The sequence below is a fragment of the Enterobacter asburiae genome, assembly GCF_008080435.1.
Taxonomy (GTDB): domain Bacteria; phylum Pseudomonadota; class Gammaproteobacteria; order Enterobacterales; family Enterobacteriaceae; genus Enterobacter; species Enterobacter asburiae_C.
This window is the reverse complement of sequence record NZ_VRKN01000008.1, coordinates 93,820-113,162: the sequence shown is the minus strand read 5'-3', so window position 1 is coordinate 113,162 and position 19,343 is coordinate 93,820. Positions and strand designations below refer to the sequence as shown.

Below are 19,343 nucleotides of genomic sequence, written 5' to 3'. Positions count from 1 at the left end.
ATTTCTGGCACACCCCTTGCAATACCTTCTGCGTAAGCTACGGCCATTACCGAATTCTGACTGGAGGGGATCTATGAAGCTGGTTACGGTTGTAATCAAACCATTCAAACTCGAAGACGTGCGTGAAGCGTTGTCTTCAATGGGTATTCAGGGACTGACTGTCACCGAAGTGAAAGGCTTTGGTCGTCAGAAGGGTCATGCCGAGCTTTATCGCGGGGCGGAATACAGCGTTAACTTTCTGCCAAAAGTAAAAATTGATGTCGCGATTGCTGACGATCAGCTTGATGAAGTCATTGATGTCATTAGCAAAGCGGCCTATACCGGCAAAATTGGCGACGGCAAAATTTTCGTTGCCGAACTGCAGCGCGTCATTCGCATCCGTACCGGCGAATCTGACGAAGCGGCTCTGTAAATAACGCCTGGCACACAGTGATAGGGATCGAGAAAATGAAGATAGCAACACTCAAAACGGGTCTGGGTTCGCTGGCGCTGCTGCCGGGCCTGGCGCTGGCTGCTACCCCTGCGGTGGTCGACAAAGCCGATAACGCCTTTATGATGATCAGCACCGCGCTGGTGCTGTTCATGTCAATTCCGGGCATTGCGCTGTTCTACGGCGGCCTGATCCGTGGCAAAAACGTTCTCTCCATGCTGACGCAGGTTGCCGTGACGTTCGCACTGGTCTGCGTGCTGTGGGTGGTTTACGGTTACTCGCTGGCGTTCGGCACGGGCAACGCGTTCTTTGGTAACTTCGACTGGGTGATGCTGAAAAATATTGAGCTGACCGCGCTGATGGGCAGTTTCTATCAGTATATCCACGTTGCGTTCCAGGGCTCCTTCGCCTGTATTACCGTCGGGCTGATTGTGGGTGCGCTCGCCGAGCGTATTCGTTTCTCTGCCGTCCTGATCTTCGTGGTGGTCTGGCTGACGCTCTCCTATGTGCCGATTGCGCACATGGTCTGGGGTGGCGGTCTGCTGGCAGCGCACGGTGCGCTGGACTTCGCGGGCGGTACCGTTGTACACATCAACGCCGCGGTAGCGGGCCTGGTGGGCGCCTATCTGATTGGCAAACGCGTGGGCTTCGGTAAAGAAGCGTTTAAACCGCACAACCTGCCGATGGTGTTTACCGGTACGGCTATCCTCTACTTTGGCTGGTTTGGCTTCAACGCCGGCTCAGCGAGTGCAGCGAACGAAATCGCCGCGCTGGCCTTTGTGAACACCGTTGTGGCCACGGCGGGTGCGATCCTCTCCTGGGTGTTTGGCGAGTGGGCCGTACGCGGTAAACCTTCCCTGCTGGGTGCCTGTTCGGGTGCCATTGCCGGTCTGGTTGGCATCACGCCAGCGTGTGGCTATGTCGGCGTAGGCGGTGCGCTGCTGGTGGGGTTGGTGGCAGGTCTTGCAGGTCTGTGGGGCGTGACGGCACTGAAACGTGTGCTGCGCGTTGATGACCCATGCGATGTGTTTGGCGTGCACGGCGTGTGCGGTATCGTCGGCTGTATCATGACCGGTATCTTTGCCGCGAAATCCCTGGGTGGCGTGGGCTACGCTGAAGGCGTCACCATGGTTCATCAGCTTCTGGTACAGCTGGAAAGTATTGCTATCACCGTTGTGTGGTCTGCCGTTGTCGCTTTCATTGGCTACAAACTGGCGGACATGACGGTCGGTCTGCGTGTCCCTGAAGAGCAGGAACGCGAAGGTCTGGACGTCAACAGCCACGGTGAGAATGCGTATAACGCCTAATAAACAGCAAAACGGCAACCTCAGGTTGCCGTTTTTAGTGTGTATTCCCTCTCCCTGTGGGAGAGGGCCAGGGTGAGGGCATCAGGCCGCACACAATCACCCGCGATTACGCATCACCCCTTCCTGCACCGTAGAAGCCACCAGCACGCCGTCCTGGGTATAAAACTCCCCGCGCACAAACCCGCGAGCGCTCGACGCTGACGTACTCTCCACGCTGTAGAGCAGCCACTCATTCATGTTGAAGGGACGGTGGAACCACATGGAGTGATCGATCGTTGCGACCTGCATCCCTTTTTCAAGGAACCCGACGCCGTGCGGCTGCAGCGCCACCGGCAGAAAGTTGAAATCTGACGCATAACCCAGCAGATACTGATGAACGCGGAAGTCCTCAGACACGGTGCCGTTAGCCCGGATCCAGACCTGGCGCTTCGGCTCGGCGGGGTGACCTTTCATCGGGTTATGGAACTCAACCGGGCGGATCTCCAGCGGTTTATCGCAGAGAAACTTCTCTTTGACCTGCGGCGGAAGCAGATGCGACAGCGCACGGGCAATATCGGTCTCAGATTTGAGATCGTCAGGCGCGGGTGCCGGCGGCATCACTTTTTGATGCTCGTAGCCGGGTTCCGGTGCCTGGAAAGAGGCGGTCATGTAAAAGATTGGCTTACCGTTCTGAATGGCCGCTACGCGGCGAGCGCTGAAGCTGTTGCCGTCTCTCAGGACCTCAACGTCATACACGATCGGTTTCGCGCTATCGCCAGGGCGTAAGAAGTAGCTGTGGAACGAATGCACCAGACGGTCTGCCGGGACAGTCTCCTTTGCAGCGTACAGCGCTTGTCCAACGACTTGCCCCCCGAAGACCTGGCGTAAGCCGAGATCTTCGCTCTGTCCGCGAAAGAGTCCTTCCTCAATTTTTTCCAGATTCAGTAATGTCAGCAGATTGTTCAGTGCCTGACTCATAGTTGTCCTCAATAAACGCCGTAGCGAAAGATAGGCAGAGTATAACGCAGAAATGAAAGTGGTCCGATGGGTAGAATAATCTGAATATCGGGCCGATTTCAGGCATTAATCAGTGAGTTGTGCCACACTTGAATACGATATGTGATTGAAACGACATCGGATGGGATCGATCCCGCTGGTGCATTGATAAGGAGACTTCAATGAAACTCGTGCCCATGCTAAGTGGTATAGCTATTGCGGTGGCGTTGTCCGCCTGTGCCGGTAAGAGCGCCCAGGTGCCAGTGCCAGCAGCAGACCCGAACGGGATTAATACCCTTTCGCAGCAATCCATTCAGCAGCCTAACGTTTCCGGTACCATCTGGATTAAACAGAAAGTTGCGTTGCCGCCGGATGCGGTATTAACGGTGACGCTGTCTGATGCTTCTCTGGCCGACGCGCCGTCGAAGGTCGTGGCTCAGCGCGCCGTCCGTACTGAAGGCAAGCAGGCGCCGTTTAGCTTCGTGTTGCCGTATAACCCGTCGGACGTGCAGCCTAATGCCCGTATCCTGCTGAGCGCAGCGGTAACCATCAACGGTAAGCTGGTCTTTATCACCGATACGGTCCAGGAAGCGATTAACAATGGTGGGACTAAAATCGACCTGAACCTGGTCCCGGTGCAGCAGACCGAAGTACCGGTCGCGCCGCAGACCAATCAGCCGTCTCTGCCAACCCCACCGACTCAGATGTAACGTATGCCTTTCCCCTCTCCTCCGGGAGAGGGGTCAGTACACCCAGCGAAACTTTTGCAAATCGATCTGACCCGACCTTGACACCTGCACCCCCTCTGAAAGTAACGCCTGACGCTGACGCTGGAGATCCGGCCCGGTGAGCGAAATGGTGCCATGACGATTCACCACCCGATGCCAGGGCAATGTACTTCCTTCCGGCAGCCGTTTCAGGACGCCTCCAACCTGTCGCGCCGCGCGCGGGGAACCGGCAAGACGTGCGACATCACCATAGGTGGTGACATAGCCTTCCGGGATTGAGGCCACGATTTGCCATACGCGCTGTGGAAAGGAGTCGTGTTCGTCCATACCTTCACCTGTGGGGAGTTTCTGGAAAGCTATGGTAAACGAAGATCTTCATGATTGCTGCGCCTGTTTGCGCAAGAAACCAGCATCCGGTTCCTGGTCGCTTGCAATTGGGCCTTAGCACAGGGATAATGCGCCAGCGCGTTGGTTATCAACGCTCTCAATGGGGGCTCTGTTGGTTCTCCCGCAACGCTACTCTGTTCACCAGGTCAGGTCCGGAAGGAAGCAGCCAGGGCAGACGACGTGTGTGCCGGGATGTAGCTGGCAGGGCCCCCACCCATTTGTGGCCTTATAAGATTCTTCAGCTTTACCTCTCCCCTTAAATCGCTATCCCACAATAATACTGTGCCTATATCGTGTAATATATATTTCATTGTACTGAAATATTATTGTCATAAACTTGTAATAATAGACTGTCATTTTAGAATTGGACGGTTATTTTCTTCCATAACTCAAAAAAATATATATCTGGATAACATTGTTAACTTCGTGTATTAAATAAGGTACTTATTCCGAAGGGAAGTGACAAACATGGCTACAGCGGTATTAAACGTTAAGATTGATGACGCGCTAAAAGAAAGACTTCGCCACTATGCGGAAGTCAATAACGAGAATTTAAGCGTGACGACAGAGAAACTGCTGCTGCTGGCGTTCGAAGCAGTAGAAGAGGCGGGAGTATCGGAAGAGGATATTGATAATCAGCATACGGAAGAAGAGAGTGTTTCTCCTTTTACTCCTAAAGAAATCAAAGCTCTACGCAAACTTCTGAAGAAGAGAAAATGAAACAACAACTGTCAACTGCCAGTGACTACAAAGAGGCCTGCGATCTGTTGCGTTCAGGCTACGTGAAGCATGTACGTCTTGGCTGGAATGTCGGAAGTGATGAGTTCTTTCGTATTGCGTCTGACTGGTGTGATACCGGCGCAAAAATAAAGAAAGACGGTGAAAACTTCGTTATTTCACTGAAAGGTTTTCCTATTCCTGCTCAGCATTAACTCCTGACTGGTGAAAACTGCTGACTGTATCTGTGACAGTCAGCAGTTTTTATTTTTTATGATCTGCTTCAAAAATTTTATTATTAGATCACGCTGCGTTTTAACGATGGCACGTTTTTATTCAGGGCGAGCCATAACGGTTTGATCCTCAGCAACGCCTGCTCAAGCTCTGTTGAATCGAGCGAGAAGGGCATCCGTAAATAGCGGTCAAACGCGCCAGATAAACCAAATCGCGTACCGGTCCCCAGATTGATCCCCAGAATCTCAGCTCGCGCGGCAAGCTGTGTCGCCAGCATGCCCGGGAGTTCTATCCAGTAAGAGAGCCCGCCTTCCGCTTCATGGAATTTCCAGTCCGGGAAATGTTCGCGCAACAGCTCACCGCATCGATCGCGTCGTTCCGCCAGCATCTTCCGGCGTGCTGGCAGAAACGTCTCGCTGTTGTTAATGAGCCACTGCATCGCCAGCTGTTCCAGCAACGGCGAGCCTAAATCCAGGGTATCCCGCGTCTGGGCAAGCGTAGCGATAGTGCGCGAGGAGGCGCGGATCCAGCCGAGACGCAGCCCTCCCCAGAAGCTTTTTCCGGCAGAGCCTAAGGTGATGACGGTGGCCTGCGGGTTAAAGGCGGCCAGCGGTGGCGGGGGAGGCGCATCAAACCAGAGATCCACCATCGTTTCATCCACCACCAGCGTCGTGCGGGTTTGGGCTGCAATATCCGTGATCGCCCGACGGGTTGCGATATCCATACAGCGCCCGGTGGGGTTATGAAAATCAGGCATTAGATACGCCAGGCGCGGCGCCGTTTGGGCAAGCGTGGCCGCGAAGCCATCCGTATCCCAGCCGGTTTCCGGCAGCGACACCCCCACGGGCCGACACTGCGCTCCCTGAATGGCGGCAATCGCCAGCGGATAGGTGGGATGATCAACCACGACGCGATCCCCCGGCCCGGTCATCATCCGCAGCACCAGCGCAAAGCCGCTAACGGCGCCATTGACCACCATCACTTCGTCTGCGCGGGTGGGGAGACCCCGCGCGGTATAGCGTGCAGCGATGGCCTCCCGCAACGTCGGCAGCCCTAGCTGATCGTAGCCCGTCAGCGAGAGATGCTGCGTAATGGCCGTGAGCGCATGGGCATAAGCCTGATGGATCTCTGGCCCGGCATTGAGGGCGGCAGTAGAGAGATCCAGTGCGGCACTTGCCGCTGAAAGGGTGGGAACGGCACGCGTATCCGGGAGGAGCACGCGTGACCCGCTGCCGTGGCGGCTTTCAAGATAACCCTCCTCGCGCAGGTGGGCGAGGGCGCTGCTGATGGTGGTCCGGCTCACGTCCAGCGCAGAGGCCAGCTCACGCTCCCCCGGTAGCCGCGTATTCAAGGCCAGACGTCCATCAAGGATTAACAGACGCAGCGCGTCGGCCAGCTGTCGCCAGAGCGGGGTGCGGGATGAGGCTTGCTGCCAGTGGCCTAAAAGGCGTACCAGAGACTGGCTTCCGAAGCGACGAGATGACATATGCAGTCCACTATTTGAAAACTGGACATTAATCATAGTGCCATTTTAGGTCAGGATGAAAGCCTGGTTCACTGGAGAAGATAAAAAATGGTACGTCGTCTGCTACAACTCTATGTCGGTTTAGGACTGTATGGCCTTTCCACCACGATGTTTATTCGTTCCGATTTGGGTGTCGATCCCTGGGATGTTTTTCACCTTGGGGTGGGGATGCAGCTGGGGATGACTATCGGGACGGTAATCATTTTAGTCGGTGCAGCAGTGCTGCTGCTGTGGATCCCACTGCGTCAGATGCCTGGTCTTGGCACGATCAGCAACGTGATTTGTATCGGTCTGGCGGCGGACGCCAGCATGGCACTTATTCCGGAACTGGATTCGTTACCCGTTCGAATCGCTTTCCTGGTGTCGGGCATCGTGATGAACGCGATTGCGACCAGCATGTACATCGGCGCCGGTTTCGGGCCTGGCCCGCGCGACGGCCTGATGACCGGCATTCATGCCCGTCTGGGGTGGTCCATTCGCAGCGTGCGCACCTCAATTGAGGTGTCCGTCCTGCTGATTGGGTGCGTGCTTGGCGGCACGTTTGGAGTGGGGACCGTACTGTATGCCCTGACCATTGGCCCGCTTATTCAGCTCTGTCTGCCCTGGTTCCGCCAGAAGCCGCGCATTGAGGAAATACCCCAGCCGGAGCGGGTTGTTTAATTTTGCGAAGCGCTCACATGTTTTAACGGTGTCGCTGTGCCAGAATAGGGGCACGATAAACGCGATGCCAGAATGCATGAAAGCTATCACTCTCTATGATGTCGCCCTCCTTGCGGGGGTTTCTTATCAGACCGTTTCCCGCGTCATTAACAACGCGGAACATGTGTCTGCCCGCACGCGAGAAAAGGTGCAGCAGGCGATGGCGGAGCTGCACTACGTTCCAAACCTTCGGGCACAGCAGCTGGCGGGTAAACGCACCCGTACGCTGGGTCTCATCACTACCGACCTGGCCCTGCACGCGCCTTCGCAAATTGTGTCGGCGGTAAAATCGCGTGCGGCGGAACAGGGGACGAGCGTCCTTATCTCCATGGTGGAGCATCCCCGGCAGTGTCAGGCCGCGCTTCAGGCGCTGCTGGCACAGCGGGTGGAGGCGCTGCTGGTGAATGTGCCGCTTGACGATCCGTACGCCGAAGAGCTCAGGGCGCTGGCGTCGCCTGTTCCGGTGCTATTCCTCGATGTATCGCCCTCAGCGCAGGTAAACAGTCTCGTGTTTAACGCAGAGCAGGGGGCGCATCTGGGCGTTGAGCATCTGCTTTCGCTGGGGCATCAGCGCATTGCCCTGCTGAGCGGGCCGGAAAGCTCGGTCTCTGCACGGGCGCGTCTGGCGGGATGGAAAGCCGCTCTGACATTCGCCGGGCTTGAAGCCGTTGCGGCGGCCTGCGGTGACTGGAGTGCGGCCAGCGGTTATGAGAAGGGACATTTGCTATTGTCTGCGGCGACATTACCGGACGCGATTCTGGTGGCGAACGATCAAATGGCGCTCGGGGTGATGCGCGCCTGCGCGGAAAAAGGGGTTGCGATTCCGGGCCAGATATCGGTGGTCGGGTTCGACGATACGGCTGACAGCGCCTGGTTTTCTCCGCCACTGACGACCATTCGCCAGGCGTTTCGCGAGGCGGGTGAACGCAGCGTGGAGTGGCTGCTGGCTCCCACCGGGGACGAGGCGTGCTGGCAGGTTCAATTGCCGGTTACGCTGGTTACCCGTCATTCCAGCGCACGCCGCGCGCCGCAGCAGGCTGAACGCGAGGATCTGGCGCAGCAGCTCAGAAGCCTGGCACTCCTGGCCGAGCAGCTTGCCCGCAAATAAGACTTTTGTGATCTGACTCGCTACCCTGCGATTGAACGCTTTACCGTCGCAGAGTGCCAGGGCATGTTAACCAAAATTGTGAGCGCTTCGCAAAGAGGTTACTATGTCCACCACTTCACCGCTGACCCTCAGCGCAATCCTGGCCCGTCGGGACTGGGAAAACCCCGTAGTTACCCAGTGGAACCGTCTGGCCGCACACGCGCCGTTGCACAGCTGGCGCAATGAGCCTTCGGCCAGAGATGACGCTGGATCCATCAGCAGACACTCTCTCAACGGAGTATGGTGGTTTAGCTACTTTACCGCGCCGGAGCAGGTTCCTCAGACATGGGTGACTGAAGATTGCGCGGATGCCGTCGCGATGCCCGTGCCGTCTAACTGGCAGATGCAGGGGTTCGACACGCCCATCTACACCAATGTCACCTATCCCATCCCCGTTACCCCACCTTTTGTGCCGCAGGAAAACCCGACCGGTTGTTACTCGCTCACATTTGAGGTGGATGACGCCTGGCTTCTGAGCGGGCAGACCCGCATTATCTTTGATGGCGTGAACTCGGCGTTCCATCTCTGGTGCAACGGACAGTGGATGGGCTATTCCCAGGACAGCCGGTTGCCTGCCGAATTTGACCTCTCGGCGGCATTACGCCCCGGGCAGAACCGCCTGGCGGTCATGGTATTGCGCTGGTGTGACGGCAGCTATCTGGAAGATCAGGACATGTGGCGCATGAGCGGTATCTTCCGCGATGTGTCCTTGCTGCATAAACCCGATACCCAGATTGCCGATTATCACGTAGTGACGGACCTGAATGCGGAACTGGACCGCGCGGTGCTGAAGGTTGATGTCACGCTGGCAGGCGCTGACGTTGCGGACTGCGAGGTGGCTTTCACCCTGTGGCGCAAGGGGGAAAAATGCGCCAGCGTATCCCGGCAACCGGGGTCTGCCATTGTTGACGAACGTGGCAGCTGGGCCGAGCGGCTAACGGCAACGATTCCCGTCGTATCCCCCGCGCTCTGGAGTGCGGAAACGCCAGAACTGTATCGCCTGACGATGGCGCTTCATAACCCGCAGGGTGAGGTTATCGAGATTGAGGCGTGCGACGTGGGCTTCCGCCGCGTTGACATCAGCAATGGCCTGCTGAAGCTTAACGGTAAACCGCTGCTGATCCGCGGGGTCAACCGGCACGAGCATCACCCGGAAAACGGCCAGGTGATGGACGAAGCGACCATGCGTCGCGATATCGAAATCATGAAGCAGCACAATTTCAACGCCGTGCGCTGCTCGCACTACCCGAACCATCCGCTGTGGTATCAGCTTTGCGATCGCTACGGGCTGTATGTCGTTGACGAAGCCAATATCGAAACCCACGGCATGGTGCCGATGAGTCGCCTTGCTGACGATCCGCGCTGGCTGCCCGCCATGAGCGAGCGCGTGACCCGCATGGTGCAGCGCGATCGTAATCACCCCTCAATTATCATCTGGTCGCTGGGCAATGAGTCCGGCCACGGCGCAAACCACGATGCATTGTATCGCTGGCTGAAGTCCACGGATCCGACGCGCCCGGTGCAGTATGAAGGCGGCGGCGCGAACACGGCGGCGACCGATATTGTTTGTCCGATGTACGCCCGGGTCGATCAGGATCAGCCGTTCCCGGCAGTGCCTAAATGGTCAATCAAAAAATGGATCGGCATGCCGGACGAAACGCGTCCGCTGATCCTCTGTGAATACGCCCACGCGATGGGGAATAGCTTCGGTGGGTTTGCGAAATACTGGCAGGCGTTTCGCAATCATCCTCGCCTGCAGGGTGGGTTTGTCTGGGACTGGGTCGATCAGGCCCTGACGAAACAGGACGAAGATGGCAATACGTTCTGGGCGTACGGCGGAGACTTTGGTGATAAACCGAACGACCGGCAGTTCTGTCTTAACGGGCTGGTATTCCCCGATCGCACGCCACATCCCGCGCTGTACGAGGCGCAGCGCGCCCAGCAGTTCTTTACCTTTACGCGGGTCAGTACCTCTCCGTTGGTGATTGAGATACAAAGCGGTTACCTGTTCCGCCATACCGATAACGAAGTGCTGAACTGGACGGTTGCCCGTGACGGGGACGTGCTCGCTGCGGGCGAGGTGACGCTGGCGATGGCGCCTGAAGGTACTCAGCGTCTGGAGATCGCCCTGCCGGAGTTAGAGGCCGAACCGGGTGAGGTCTGGCTGAACGTTGAAGTACGCCAGCCGCGGGCAACGCCGTGGTCACCGGCAGACCATCGCTGCGCGTGGGAGCAGTGGCCGCTTCCGGCTCCACTCTTTATTGCTCCGCCTGTCCCGGCGGGTGAGCCTCCGGTGTTAACGCAAAGCGATCGCATCCTGGAGATCACCCATCGTCAACAGCGCTGGCAGTTCGATCGCGCATCCGGACACCTGACCCAATGGTGGCGAAATGGTGTTGAAACGCTCCTTTCACCTCTGACGGATAACGTCAGCCGCGCGCCGCTGGATAACGACATTGGCGTGAGTGAAGCGACGCAGATCGATCCGAATGCCTGGGTTGAACGCTGGAAAGCGGCGGGCATGTACGATCTCACCTCGCGCGTTCTGCATTGTGAGGCACAGCAGCACGCAGGCGACGTGGTGGTCACAACCCAGCACGCGCTTGAGTATCGCGGCAAAGCCCTGTTCATGAGCCGTAAAGTCTGGCGGGTGGACGATCGGGGCGTTCTGCATGGCGATATTCAGATTGATGTTGCGTCTAATATCCCTGAACCTGCGCGCGTTGGCCTAAGCGTTCATCTCGCCGAAACGCCGGAAAACGTTCACTGGCTGGGGCTGGGGCCACATGAAAACTACCCGGACAGAAAGCTGGCGGCGCAGCAGGGGCGCTGGACATTACCTCTCGGGGCCATGCACACGCCGTATATCTTCCCGACGGAAAATGGTTTGCGCTGCGATACCCGCAAGCTGGTGCTGGGAATGCATCAGCTGAACGGCCGATTCCATTTCTCGGTGAGCCGCTATAGCCAGCAGCAGCTGCGAGAGACAACCCATCATCATCTGCTGCGGGAAGAGCCGGGATGCTGGCTCAATCTCGATGCGTTCCATATGGGCGTCGGCGGCGACGATTCCTGGAGCCCCAGCGTCTCGCCGGAATTCATCCTGCAGAAACGCCAGCTTCGCTATACCTTCAGCTGGCAGCAGAAGCCTTAACTGCCCAGGAGATGCGGCCACCGGGCGTGGCCGCAGGCTTACGCCAGAATGCCGTTCAGGCCATGCAGGCTCATGTAAATCCCTACCACGGTAATCAACGCAGCGGAGATCCACGGTGCTTTGCGGGAGAATTCGCTAAATCCGGGCCAGCGTTTTGTCGCATGCTTGAGGCTTAAGGCGGCAATCGCGCCGGAAGCGACCAGCGTTAACGCCAGACCAATACTGAAGCTGAATACCAGCGTCGCGCCGAGGGCGAAATGCTTCAGCTGCAGGCAGATCAGCAGAACGGTAATTGACGCCGGGCAGGGAATAAGCCCGCCGGTCAGGCCAAACATCACGATCTGCCCGGTGGTGACATTTTGACCGCTGAAGCGCCGGTTAATATCCTGCGCGTGCGCGCGCTGGTGGGCGTCCTGCCACTCTTCTTCAATCAGCGTGTGTTCGTGGTGGTGATGATCATGATGATGGTCATGGTGGTGATCATGGTCGTGATGATGATGATCGTGCGGCTGGCTCTCTTTCCAGGTTCGCCACGCCATCCACAGGGCGATCGCAACGATCAACCCCCCGGAGATCAGCTGGAACCAGGGCTCGGACGTATGCGCATCCCAGCCCCGACCAAACCATAATCCCGCCATGGCAACGAACCAGACCACCGCCGTATGGGAGAGCGTTGCTGCCAGGCCGAGCAATACCGCCTGTTTAAGCGTGCCGCGGATGGCCACGATAAAGGCGGCCATCATTGTTTTTGAGTGGCCCGGTTCCAGGCCATGTAGCGCACCGAGCAGGATAGCGCTGGGAACAAACAGCCAGGCATTGCCCTGCTGAAGAAGTGAAGCAAAATCGGTCATGGGAAATTCCGGAGTGGAAAGCGTGCGGAGATACTACTCCCCCCCAGTAGTTTAATACTACCCCCCAGTAGAAAAATACTCAGGGGGAGTAGAGCGTGATATGCTTTGAAAGCCAAAAATGAGGGATACAGAGATGTCACATACCGTTCGAGATAAGAAGATGTTACTGACTCGCCTGAAGAAAATTCAGGGGCAGAGTAATGCTCTGGAAAAAATGCTCAACAGCGATCACGAATGTGCCGAGGTGTTACAGCAGCTGGCGGCGATCCGCGGGGCGGTCAATGGCATGATGATGCAGGTGATCGAAGGGCATTTAACCGATCATGTGGTGAAAGAGCCTGAAGAAGCGCAGCGTGAAGCCGATCTTGGCGTGGTGTTGCAGGTGATCAAATCCTATCTTAAGTAGAATGCATGCCGAGGTTATTTTCTGCCCATAGAATAAATTCCGTTTTTGGCAGTGCCTTGCTGTAGTACTACCCCTGCCCGTACTGCACGCCGTGCCGGTGCAGCCAGGCGAGCTGCCCTGCGGTCTCGACCCCCTCCGCCACCATCGCCAGCTTCAGCGACTTCGCTATTTCAATGATGTGTGGCGTCACGTTTTTATATTCCAGCGCATCCACGAACGACTTATCAATTTTTAGCGTGTCGACGTCCAGATCCTGCAGATAGCTCAGGCTGGAATAGCCGGTACCAAAATCATCAATATAGACAGGGTGACCCGAACGACGGAATGCGGCGATAGCCGGTGCGCTAATTTTGGGATCGGCAAAGCCGCGCTCGGTGAGCTCAAGGGCGATTTGTCGGGGATGGATTTGCCACTTATTCAGGAGCTGACTCAGCAGAGGCGGCAGGATGCCGGAGGTTAAATCGGCAGGCGCGAGGTTAATGGAGATATGCTGATCCGGATGGTGTTGCAGCCAGTGGCCCATATCTTCAAACACCTTTTCGATGACGAGCTGTGTCAGCTGCGAGATGAGCCCCGTTTGCTCGGCAAGGGGGACAAAAATATCAGGCGAGAGGCTGCTTCCGTCCGGCTGGGGCCAGCGCGTCAGCGCTTCTGCGCCCACAATTTTTCCGCTACACAGCGCCACGATGGGTTGATAGTGAACCACAAAATCGCGGCTGTTAATGGCGTCCAGCAGGCGATTACGTGGAGACTGGATACGGCGCAGTATCCGCAGGACAAAGAGCGCGGCAAGCAGGCTCATCAGTATGCCAAAGGGAAGCCATAAAAGCAGTTGCCGGTGCCAGGTTTCAGCCAGCGGTTTGAGTGTCGCCCATGCGACGACGGTAAACCCAAGCTCAGGAAGCGGCTTCATGACGTACATTGAACCGTTGTACTGTACGCTGGTCACACCCTGACCCTTAATCATGTCACGGATATGCGGGTCGAGCGTATTGCTGCTGGCGAATATGCGGCGTGTTGTATTTCCTACCAGGGCGGCATCAATCGCTATCTCACCGAAAGGGATTACATCTACAAGTGAGGCTGGATCGACCATGACAAGGTAATGACCTTTTCCCAGCACGGCCATGTAGTGGTGAAACCCAAGATCATTTTGCGTGGTCAGCCAGGCACTGTAACCATCTTTGGTAATACGCATCGGAGGGGGAAAAGGGGAGGCATGGCTGGTTTGCTCCAGGGAGGAGCAGAGCGGTTGAAGGTTGTCGATATAAATCACTTCCTGGACATATCGCCACGAGAAAGCGACCCGGCGCATCTCTCTTAACTGCAGAGGGCTACACGGCACCCCCTCAAAGGCCTGCAGGTGATTGAGCGCTTCTTTTGCCTGCTCCACAACTCTGTCGGTTCGTACCTGCACGCGTGAGGCATAGTTTTCCAGCGCATCGACAAATTTATCTTCCGCCTGGCGATGGGCCAGCCAGATGCTCAGGCAAATGGGGACCAGCACAGAAAAGATAAGTACGCCAGTCACAAGACTGACCAGATGTCGGGCTTTCATGCTGTCGTGTCCTTCCTCGTATACCCGTTCCTGGGCGCTGAGTTCCCTGCCTGAAGAGAAAGATTTTACCGCGAAATGATATAGTTATAGCACGTGGGTGGCGTGGTTTTCATTTTATCTAAGACAAACCAGCAAATATCGTCAGAAGAGAGGGGTTGTTTTTTCAACCTGGCCTGGATATTATTTTGTTATGTTATAACAAAACATAAAGGACTTACGATGAAACCAAATATCCACCCTGCCTATCGCACTGTGGTATTCCACGACACCAGCGCTAATGAATACTTCAAGGTTGGCTCAACCATTAAGACCGACCGCGAAATTGAACTCGACGGTGAAACGTATCCGTACATCACCATCGAGGTTTCTTCAAAATCGCATCCGTTTTATACCGGTAAGCAGAAGACATTCTCCACGGACGGCAGTGCAGCGCGCTTCCGCAAGCGTTTTGGCGGTTTTCTCAATGCGAAGCGGGGTTAACCATGCACGTACTTAACTCATTACGCAGTGCAAAGCAGCGTCACCCGGATTGCCAGATAGTCAAACGCAAGGGACGCTTATACGTGATTTGCAAATCCAATCCGCGCTTTAAGGCGGTTCAGGGACGTAAAAAAAGACGCTAGACGCGCGTTTCTCGCCAGCTTTCCAGGGATCTTCTCTGTTTGCCATCGGCAGTGAAATTGTCGGTGGCAAGCCAGCTTTCAAAGGCGCTTGCCAGTGCCGGCCACTCTTTATCGAGAATCGAAAACCAGTCGGTATCCCGGTTGTGGCCTTTTATGACCAGCGCCTGGCGAAAGCGCCCCTCAAACTGAAAGCCCAGACGCAGTGCCGCTTTACGGGAAGGCTCGTTCAGACTATTACACTTCCATTCATAACGCCGGTACCCCAGGGTATCGAACACGTATCGCATCAGCAGATACTGCGCTTCTGTCGACATTGGCGTACGGCTTAAAAGAGGAGAGAAGTGAACGTGCCCCACTTCCACGACCCCGTTTTTAGGATCGATCCGCATCAGGGACAGCGTCCCGACAGGAGACTGGGTCTGGTTATCCATAACGGTAAAGTGGATGGGATCGGATAATTCACTTACGCTCGCCACCCATTCGGCAAATTCCTCTGCGGTGGCATCGGGTTCACGCAGTAGCCACGTCCAGCTGCGGGTATCTTCGGCCAGGGAATACGCAGAGAACAGCGCGTGGGCATGCTCCACGCGCAGCGGCTCAAGCCGACAATAGTGACCCTGAAGGACCACCCGGGACGGGTGCTGACGGGGTTGCCAGTCGGTAAGCGCTTCGCCCACCGGCTGTCCGAACTGATTGAATGTCTTCATCTTAATTTCCGTGACGTTGAAAAGAGCTTCAGACTAGTGAATTGCTGGTTCCTTAAAAAGAACCACTGCGCTATGTTTTGATGGTGCCACGAGGAGGCGAGATGAATATACCGGGTGATGAATTTTATACCTTGCTCAATGCAGCCCTGAAAACTCGCGGGGAAGAGACGCTCCAGCGCGCGCTCTACCTTGCTTTGCGGGAAGCCATACTGTGCGGAAGGCTACGATCCGGCAGCCAGCTTTCCGGTTCGCGAACGCTTGCCCGGCAGCTCTCCCTTTCCCGGAATACCGTCAATGCGGCGCTGGACCAGCTCACCCTCGAAGGGTATTTGCAGCGTAATCGCCAGGGAACGCGGGTGGCTCAGTTAGCTCACCGTTCTGTCACCCGGACATTGCCGGACCCTGCCATCACGCTTGCAAAACGGGTCGGCATGCTGCCTGCGCAGGTGATTCGGGACACGCCGGTTCTGGCGTTTACCCCAGGCACGCCGGCCATCAACTATTTTCCTCTGCCGCTGTGGCGGCGATTGTACGACCGCGTGATGCGGGAGGAAGGAAATGCTCTGTTAGGGTATGGCGACCCGGCCGGGGAGCCGTCGCTGAGGGCCGCGATTGCCCGGCATCTCGCCCTGTCCCGCGGTATTGTCTGCGACGCCAGCCAGATAGTGATAACGGAAGGGGCGCTTGAGGGCGTTAACCTGAGCACGATGCTGTTGAGTGAGCCAGGCGATGTCGCCTGGGTGGAAAACCCTGGCTATAGCGGGGCAAAGAGCGCGTTTGTTAAAACCGGCCTGGCAATGACGGGGATACCGGTTGATGACGAGGGTATGTGCTGGGAAGGGTTAGATGCGCCTTCTCCCTCGCTGATTTTTACCTCTCCTTCGCATCAGTATCCTTACGGGAGCGTGCTCAGCGCGCGGCGACGGCTGGCGTTGCTGGAGCTGGCCAGACAGAATAACGCCTGGATTATTGAGGACGACTACGACAGCGAGTTCCGCTATACCGGTGAGCCGGTGCCGGCCATGCTGGGAATGGTCGCTAACGCACCCGTTGTCTATCTGGGGACGTTCAGTAAAACGCTTTTTCCGTCGCTCCGAATGGGGTTCATGGTGCTGCCGCCAGCGCTGGCGAAAGCGGCTCGTCCAGCCATCGGCTCGCTGTTGCGCGGTGGGCACCGTGCGGAACAGCGCACCCTGGCGCTGTTCATTGAGGAAGGTCATTACGCCCGCCATCTTGCCGCCATGCGTCGGCTCTACCGTAAACGTTACCGCCAGCTGCGGGAGGTGCTGGGCGCAGAGCTTCATTCTCCGCATCGCATTCTGGCTGGCGAAGGCGGGATGCATCTGACGCTGGCGATAGACGATATTGACGACCAGAGGCTGGTGGAGCAGGCGAGAGCGTTTCAGCTGGCACCCGCTGCACTCAGCGGGTACTACCTGGAGGCGAAGCAGGGGCAAACCGGTCTGGTTTTAGGTTACGGCAATACCTCTGCTTCTCAGTTTGCGCCGGGGATCCGACGCCTGCAGGCGTTAATTACGCGGCAGCAGGGCGGGAAAGGGTAAAGACATCATAGAAAGAGAGCTGACCTTTGGTGGAGACCATTTTCTGCAGCTTCTCTTTTTGCCCGGCTTCAACTGCCGGAGAGTGCATGATGCTGTCGATCAGCTCCCCTGGTACGTAACGCGTGTTGTACCATTCGCCGTTGTAGCAGACCCGGAAATCGAGTACGTCGATATCTTCGTAACGGTAGCGCGGATTCACGTCGAAAAAGAAAAAGGCGTTGAAGACGACAAACAGTACAACCAGCAGCCAGACGGAGTCCACCAGCGTTTCGGATTTCAGCATCACAATAAGCGTCGCCAGCCAGGCGGCATACATGGCGACAAACAGTCCAGGATGTTTGCGAATAAAGCTAATGCTAAAGCGCGGGCGATTGTCGCGCTTTTCGCGGAGGTTAAGATCGTCGATGGTGGCGGTAAGCAGGCGCTGTATCTCGGTCATTATTTGCCTTCATGAGAGTTGACAATACAGGGTGTCTGCCAATTTTAGGGGAGCCATCAGGCTGAAAAAAGTAACAGTCTGGCGCTAAAAGACCATAACAGTTGACTCCCCCGGAACCTCACAGCGTTTTGATGATTTTTGCCGGGTTGCCGCCAACGACGACGTTAGCCGGGACGTCTTTCGTCACGACGGTACCGGAGGCCACCACCACATTATCACCAATGGTAACGCCAGGGTTAATGACCGCCCGGCCACCAATCCAGACATTATTTCCAATGCTGACGGGTTTTCCAAACTCCACGCCGCTATTCCGTTCCTCTGCGTCCAGTGGGTGAGTTGCCGTATAAATATGGACACCCGGCGCGAGCATACAGTTATCGCCAATATAAACAGGGCAGACATCCAGCATCACGCAGTCGAAGTTAGCGTAAAAGTTTTTGCCCAGATAAATGTTATATCCATAGTCGCAGCGGAAGCTCGGCTCTATATAAGCCCCTTCGCTTTTCCCCAGAAGTTCCGCCAGAATTTTCTGGCGTTCTGTTTTATCATCAGGCGCGGTATGGTTATAGCGATATACCAGATGGCGGGCCCGTAGTCGGTCGGCCCGTAACGTCTCATCGCCGGGGCGGTAATGTTCACCGGCAATCATTTTCTGTTTTTCTAAGCTCATTGGAAACCTCGCTGGATGTTATTACCGCAGGGTAATCGGAACAGGCCAGGAGGGGAACGTTCCCGAAAAGCCGGTGTGACTGGCGTCACAACATTGCTGCTGATGAACACGTTTTACACGGAGACCTGGCCTGGGCGCAGGGAGCATAACGGGATAGGTAAAAACCGAGAACGTGGCGTAGAACTCTACAGACACCCTTCAAAAATTAACGGACAAATTTCCACACAGAAGTAGGGATTTTGTCATACAGTTTATTCATTGTCAGCTCAGCAAGACGATGGTCAGCAGCTGAATAAAATACCGCCAGTTCATTATCAGAAAGCTCGTATTTATTCTTTTCAATGACGCGCTCAAGCGTGTCAATTGACTGACAACGTCGTAAGCGCATCAAATAATCGAACTTTGTGAGTGGTTTATCAGACATAAATTCACCTTAGTAATTGTAATAATTTTAACAGGAAAGACTAACCGGGTTAGCTCTGCTCACGTTGACGAAACAACGGAATAGCCGGTTTCCCGATTTACGCCATTTTTGCAAATCCTGGGCGTTAATGCCGTAACTGCTGAACAACATAAAGGTGTCGTCCAGGTATTCATCAATTTGCTCAATGAGCTTATTATCTTCATTGTACTTAATTTTATAATTAAGTGCGAAGGTTGCGATATGCTCTATCAGCTCATTCAACTGTAAATTGATGGCAGACGTTGGGTCGTTTACCCAGCCATGGTTGCTTTCATCAAGATTGGCAAGGCAGTCATGGTACAAGGATTCGCAGAGAAATTTCAACTGCGCGATATCATGCCTTTTTGGCGAGTACTCGTCCATAGCGCATCCCCTTCTGAGTGATTTCTTACTCACCGAACATCATTGTCGGGATGGATACAACTGACTTAGCTACATGAGTGCTGTGTTCCTGATAACCTAACTATAAGCCACTCCTTCCTGGATTTCACCGCGCTATTACGAAAAATTACAAATAAAACCGCAGACATGCGAGCATGTACGCAAATGGTCATCCTGGATTCAACTTTTTTATCCAAATTAACGGCGGTGTTTTATCGCTTCCTTACGTTTCATTGGCTTAGCAAAAATGATGAGAAAAGTTCAGATTCAGACTTCTCTTTGTAAGAACTTCTTATTAGGAATACTCCTAATAACTTAAGCGGGGAAATGAAATTAAAAAAATCCTGAATTCACCGATTAAGTTATCAGTTAATTATGAT

21 protein-coding genes, 1 other RNA gene and 1 pseudogene are annotated in these 19,343 nt (G+C 55.5%); 13 read left to right on the top strand and 10 right to left on the bottom strand.

All coding sequences use genetic code 11. From position 1 onward, the window contains the following. The first annotated feature begins 73 nt into the window (after nt 1–73). Entirely contained in the window at nt 74–412 is a 339-nt protein-coding gene (glnK, locus tag FU672_RS16255) for a P-II family nitrogen regulator (protein ID WP_008503304.1), read from the top strand. Nucleotides 413–447: 35 nt separating this feature from the next. After that, nucleotides 448–1,737: an ammonium transporter AmtB gene (gene amtB / locus FU672_RS16250; RefSeq protein ID WP_148244044.1), complete on the top strand. Its 1,290-nt coding sequence runs from the start codon at nt 448–450 to the stop codon at nt 1,735–1,737. A gap of 96 nt (nt 1,738–1,833) precedes the next feature. Here the strand turns inward: amtB and tesB are convergent, their stop codons facing one another. Then, nucleotides 1,834–2,694: an acyl-CoA thioesterase II gene (gene tesB, locus FU672_RS16245; protein WP_148244043.1), complete on the bottom strand. Its 861-nt coding sequence runs from the start codon at nt 2,692–2,694 to the stop codon at nt 1,834–1,836. 200 nt (nt 2,695–2,894) lie between these two features. On the opposite strand from tesB, the gene FU672_RS16240 reads away from it, so the two are divergent. Next, entirely contained in the window at nt 2,895–3,422 is a 528-nt protein-coding gene (locus tag FU672_RS16240) for a YbaY family lipoprotein (RefSeq protein WP_148244042.1), read from the top strand. Nucleotides 3,423–3,455: 33 nt separating this feature from the next. Here FU672_RS16240 and FU672_RS16235 read toward each other — a convergent pair whose 3' ends face one another. After that, on the bottom strand, nt 3,456–3,767 hold the full coding sequence (locus FU672_RS16235) for an MGMT family protein (RefSeq protein WP_148244041.1): 312 nt from the start codon (nt 3,765–3,767) through the stop codon (nt 3,456–3,458). A gap of 170 nt (nt 3,768–3,937) precedes the next feature. Between FU672_RS16235 and ffs the strand changes: the two genes are divergently transcribed. From ffs to FU672_RS16220, 3 genes are all read left to right on the top strand, one after another. Beyond that, nucleotides 3,938–4,034, top strand: an RNA gene (gene ffs / locus FU672_RS16230) — signal recognition particle sRNA small type. Nucleotides 4,035–4,295: 261 nt separating this feature from the next. Further along, a complete protein-coding gene (locus FU672_RS16225; protein ID WP_023310587.1) occupies nt 4,296–4,547 on the top strand; it encodes a hypothetical protein in 252 nt (83 codons plus the stop codon). Continuing rightward, nucleotides 4,544–4,759, top strand: coding sequence for a hypothetical protein (locus tag FU672_RS16220; RefSeq protein ID WP_008503298.1), 216 nt, complete (start codon nt 4,544–4,546; stop codon nt 4,757–4,759). Before FU672_RS16225 ends, FU672_RS16220 begins: the two co-directional genes overlap by 4 nt. Before the next feature lie 83 nt (nt 4,760–4,842). On the opposite strand, the gene yczR is transcribed toward FU672_RS16220, so the two are convergent. Continuing rightward, nucleotides 4,843–6,264: a MocR-like transcription factor YczR gene (gene yczR / locus FU672_RS16215; RefSeq protein ID WP_148244040.1), complete on the bottom strand. Its 1,422-nt coding sequence runs from the start codon at nt 6,262–6,264 to the stop codon at nt 4,843–4,845. 87 nt (nt 6,265–6,351) lie between these two features. On the opposite strand from yczR, the gene yczE reads away from it, so the two are divergent. From yczE to FU672_RS16200, 3 genes are all read left to right on the top strand, one after another. Then, nucleotides 6,352–6,963 (top strand): membrane protein YczE, encoded by a 612-nt coding sequence (gene yczE, locus FU672_RS16210; RefSeq protein ID WP_148244038.1) that lies wholly within the window; start codon nt 6,352–6,354, stop codon nt 6,961–6,963. Between the two features lie 76 nt (nt 6,964–7,039). After that, the gene (locus FU672_RS16205) at nt 7,040–8,110 is read left to right on the top strand and encodes a LacI family DNA-binding transcriptional regulator (protein ID WP_148244037.1); all 1,071 of its coding nucleotides are present in this window, start codon (nt 7,040–7,042) and stop codon (nt 8,108–8,110) included. Nucleotides 8,111–8,213: 103 nt separating this feature from the next. Next, on the top strand, nt 8,214–11,303 hold the full coding sequence (locus tag FU672_RS16200; RefSeq protein WP_148244035.1) for a beta-galactosidase: 3,090 nt from the start codon (nt 8,214–8,216) through the stop codon (nt 11,301–11,303). Between the two features lie 38 nt (nt 11,304–11,341). Here the strand turns inward: FU672_RS16200 and FU672_RS16195 are convergent, their stop codons facing one another. Then, nucleotides 11,342–12,154, bottom strand: a complete 813-nt coding sequence (locus FU672_RS16195; RefSeq protein ID WP_148244034.1) for a nickel/cobalt efflux protein RcnA — start codon at nt 12,152–12,154, stop codon at nt 11,342–11,344. Between the two features lie 133 nt (nt 12,155–12,287). On the opposite strand from FU672_RS16195, the gene FU672_RS16190 reads away from it, so the two are divergent. After that, nucleotides 12,288–12,560 carry a metal/formaldehyde-sensitive transcriptional repressor gene (locus FU672_RS16190; RefSeq protein ID WP_024906840.1) on the top strand — a complete coding sequence of 91 codons (273 nt, stop codon included), beginning with the start codon at nt 12,288–12,290 and terminating at the stop codon, nt 12,558–12,560. Here the strand turns inward: FU672_RS16190 and pdeB are convergent. Beyond that, a pseudogene (gene pdeB, locus FU672_RS16185) lies at nt 12,553–14,118 on the bottom strand (cyclic di-3',5'-guanosine monophosphate phosphodiesterase PdeB). The gene FU672_RS16190 and the pseudogene pdeB sit on opposite strands and share 8 nt — an antisense overlap. Nucleotides 14,119–14,337: 219 nt before the next feature. On the opposite strand from pdeB, the gene FU672_RS16180 reads away from it, so the two are divergent. Next, complete coding sequence (locus tag FU672_RS16180) at nt 14,338–14,598, top strand: type B 50S ribosomal protein L31 (protein WP_006176933.1); 261 nt, start codon at nt 14,338–14,340, stop codon at nt 14,596–14,598. Nucleotides 14,599–14,600: 2 nt separating this feature from the next. Further along, on the top strand, nt 14,601–14,741 hold the full coding sequence (gene ykgO, locus FU672_RS16175; RefSeq protein ID WP_148244030.1) for a type B 50S ribosomal protein L36: 141 nt from the start codon (nt 14,601–14,603) through the stop codon (nt 14,739–14,741). Here the strand turns inward: ykgO and FU672_RS16170 are convergent. Further along, complete coding sequence (locus FU672_RS16170; RefSeq protein ID WP_148244029.1) at nt 14,738–15,448, bottom strand: GNAT family N-acetyltransferase; 711 nt, start codon at nt 15,446–15,448, stop codon at nt 14,738–14,740. The genes ykgO and FU672_RS16170 overlap by 4 nt on opposite strands. Nucleotides 15,449–15,549: 101 nt before the next feature. Here FU672_RS16170 and pdxR point away from each other — a divergent pair, with 101 nt between their 5' ends. Continuing rightward, the gene (gene pdxR / locus FU672_RS16165; RefSeq protein WP_148244027.1) at nt 15,550–17,010 is read left to right on the top strand and encodes a MocR-like pyridoxine biosynthesis transcription factor PdxR; all 1,461 of its coding nucleotides are present in this window, start codon (nt 15,550–15,552) and stop codon (nt 17,008–17,010) included. On the opposite strand, the gene FU672_RS16160 is transcribed toward pdxR, so the two are convergent. The 4 genes from FU672_RS16160 to tomB form a co-directional block, all read right to left on the bottom strand. Next, nucleotides 16,982–17,449: a YlaC family protein gene (locus FU672_RS16160; protein ID WP_148244026.1), complete on the bottom strand. Its 468-nt coding sequence runs from the start codon at nt 17,447–17,449 to the stop codon at nt 16,982–16,984. The two genes, pdxR and FU672_RS16160, sit on opposite strands and share 29 nt — an antisense overlap. Nucleotides 17,450–17,567: 118 nt before the next feature. Continuing rightward, nucleotides 17,568–18,119, bottom strand: a complete 552-nt coding sequence (gene maa / locus FU672_RS16155; protein WP_148244024.1) for a maltose O-acetyltransferase — start codon at nt 18,117–18,119, stop codon at nt 17,568–17,570. Between the two features lie 205 nt (nt 18,120–18,324). Then, a complete protein-coding gene (gene hha, locus FU672_RS16150; protein ID WP_148244022.1) occupies nt 18,325–18,543 on the bottom strand; it encodes a hemolysin expression-modulating protein Hha in 219 nt (72 codons plus the stop codon). Between the two features lie 27 nt (nt 18,544–18,570). After that, the gene (gene tomB / locus FU672_RS16145) at nt 18,571–18,945 is read right to left on the bottom strand and encodes an Hha toxicity modulator TomB (RefSeq protein WP_008499288.1); all 375 of its coding nucleotides are present in this window, start codon (nt 18,943–18,945) and stop codon (nt 18,571–18,573) included. Nucleotides 18,946–19,343: the final 398 nt, after the last annotated feature.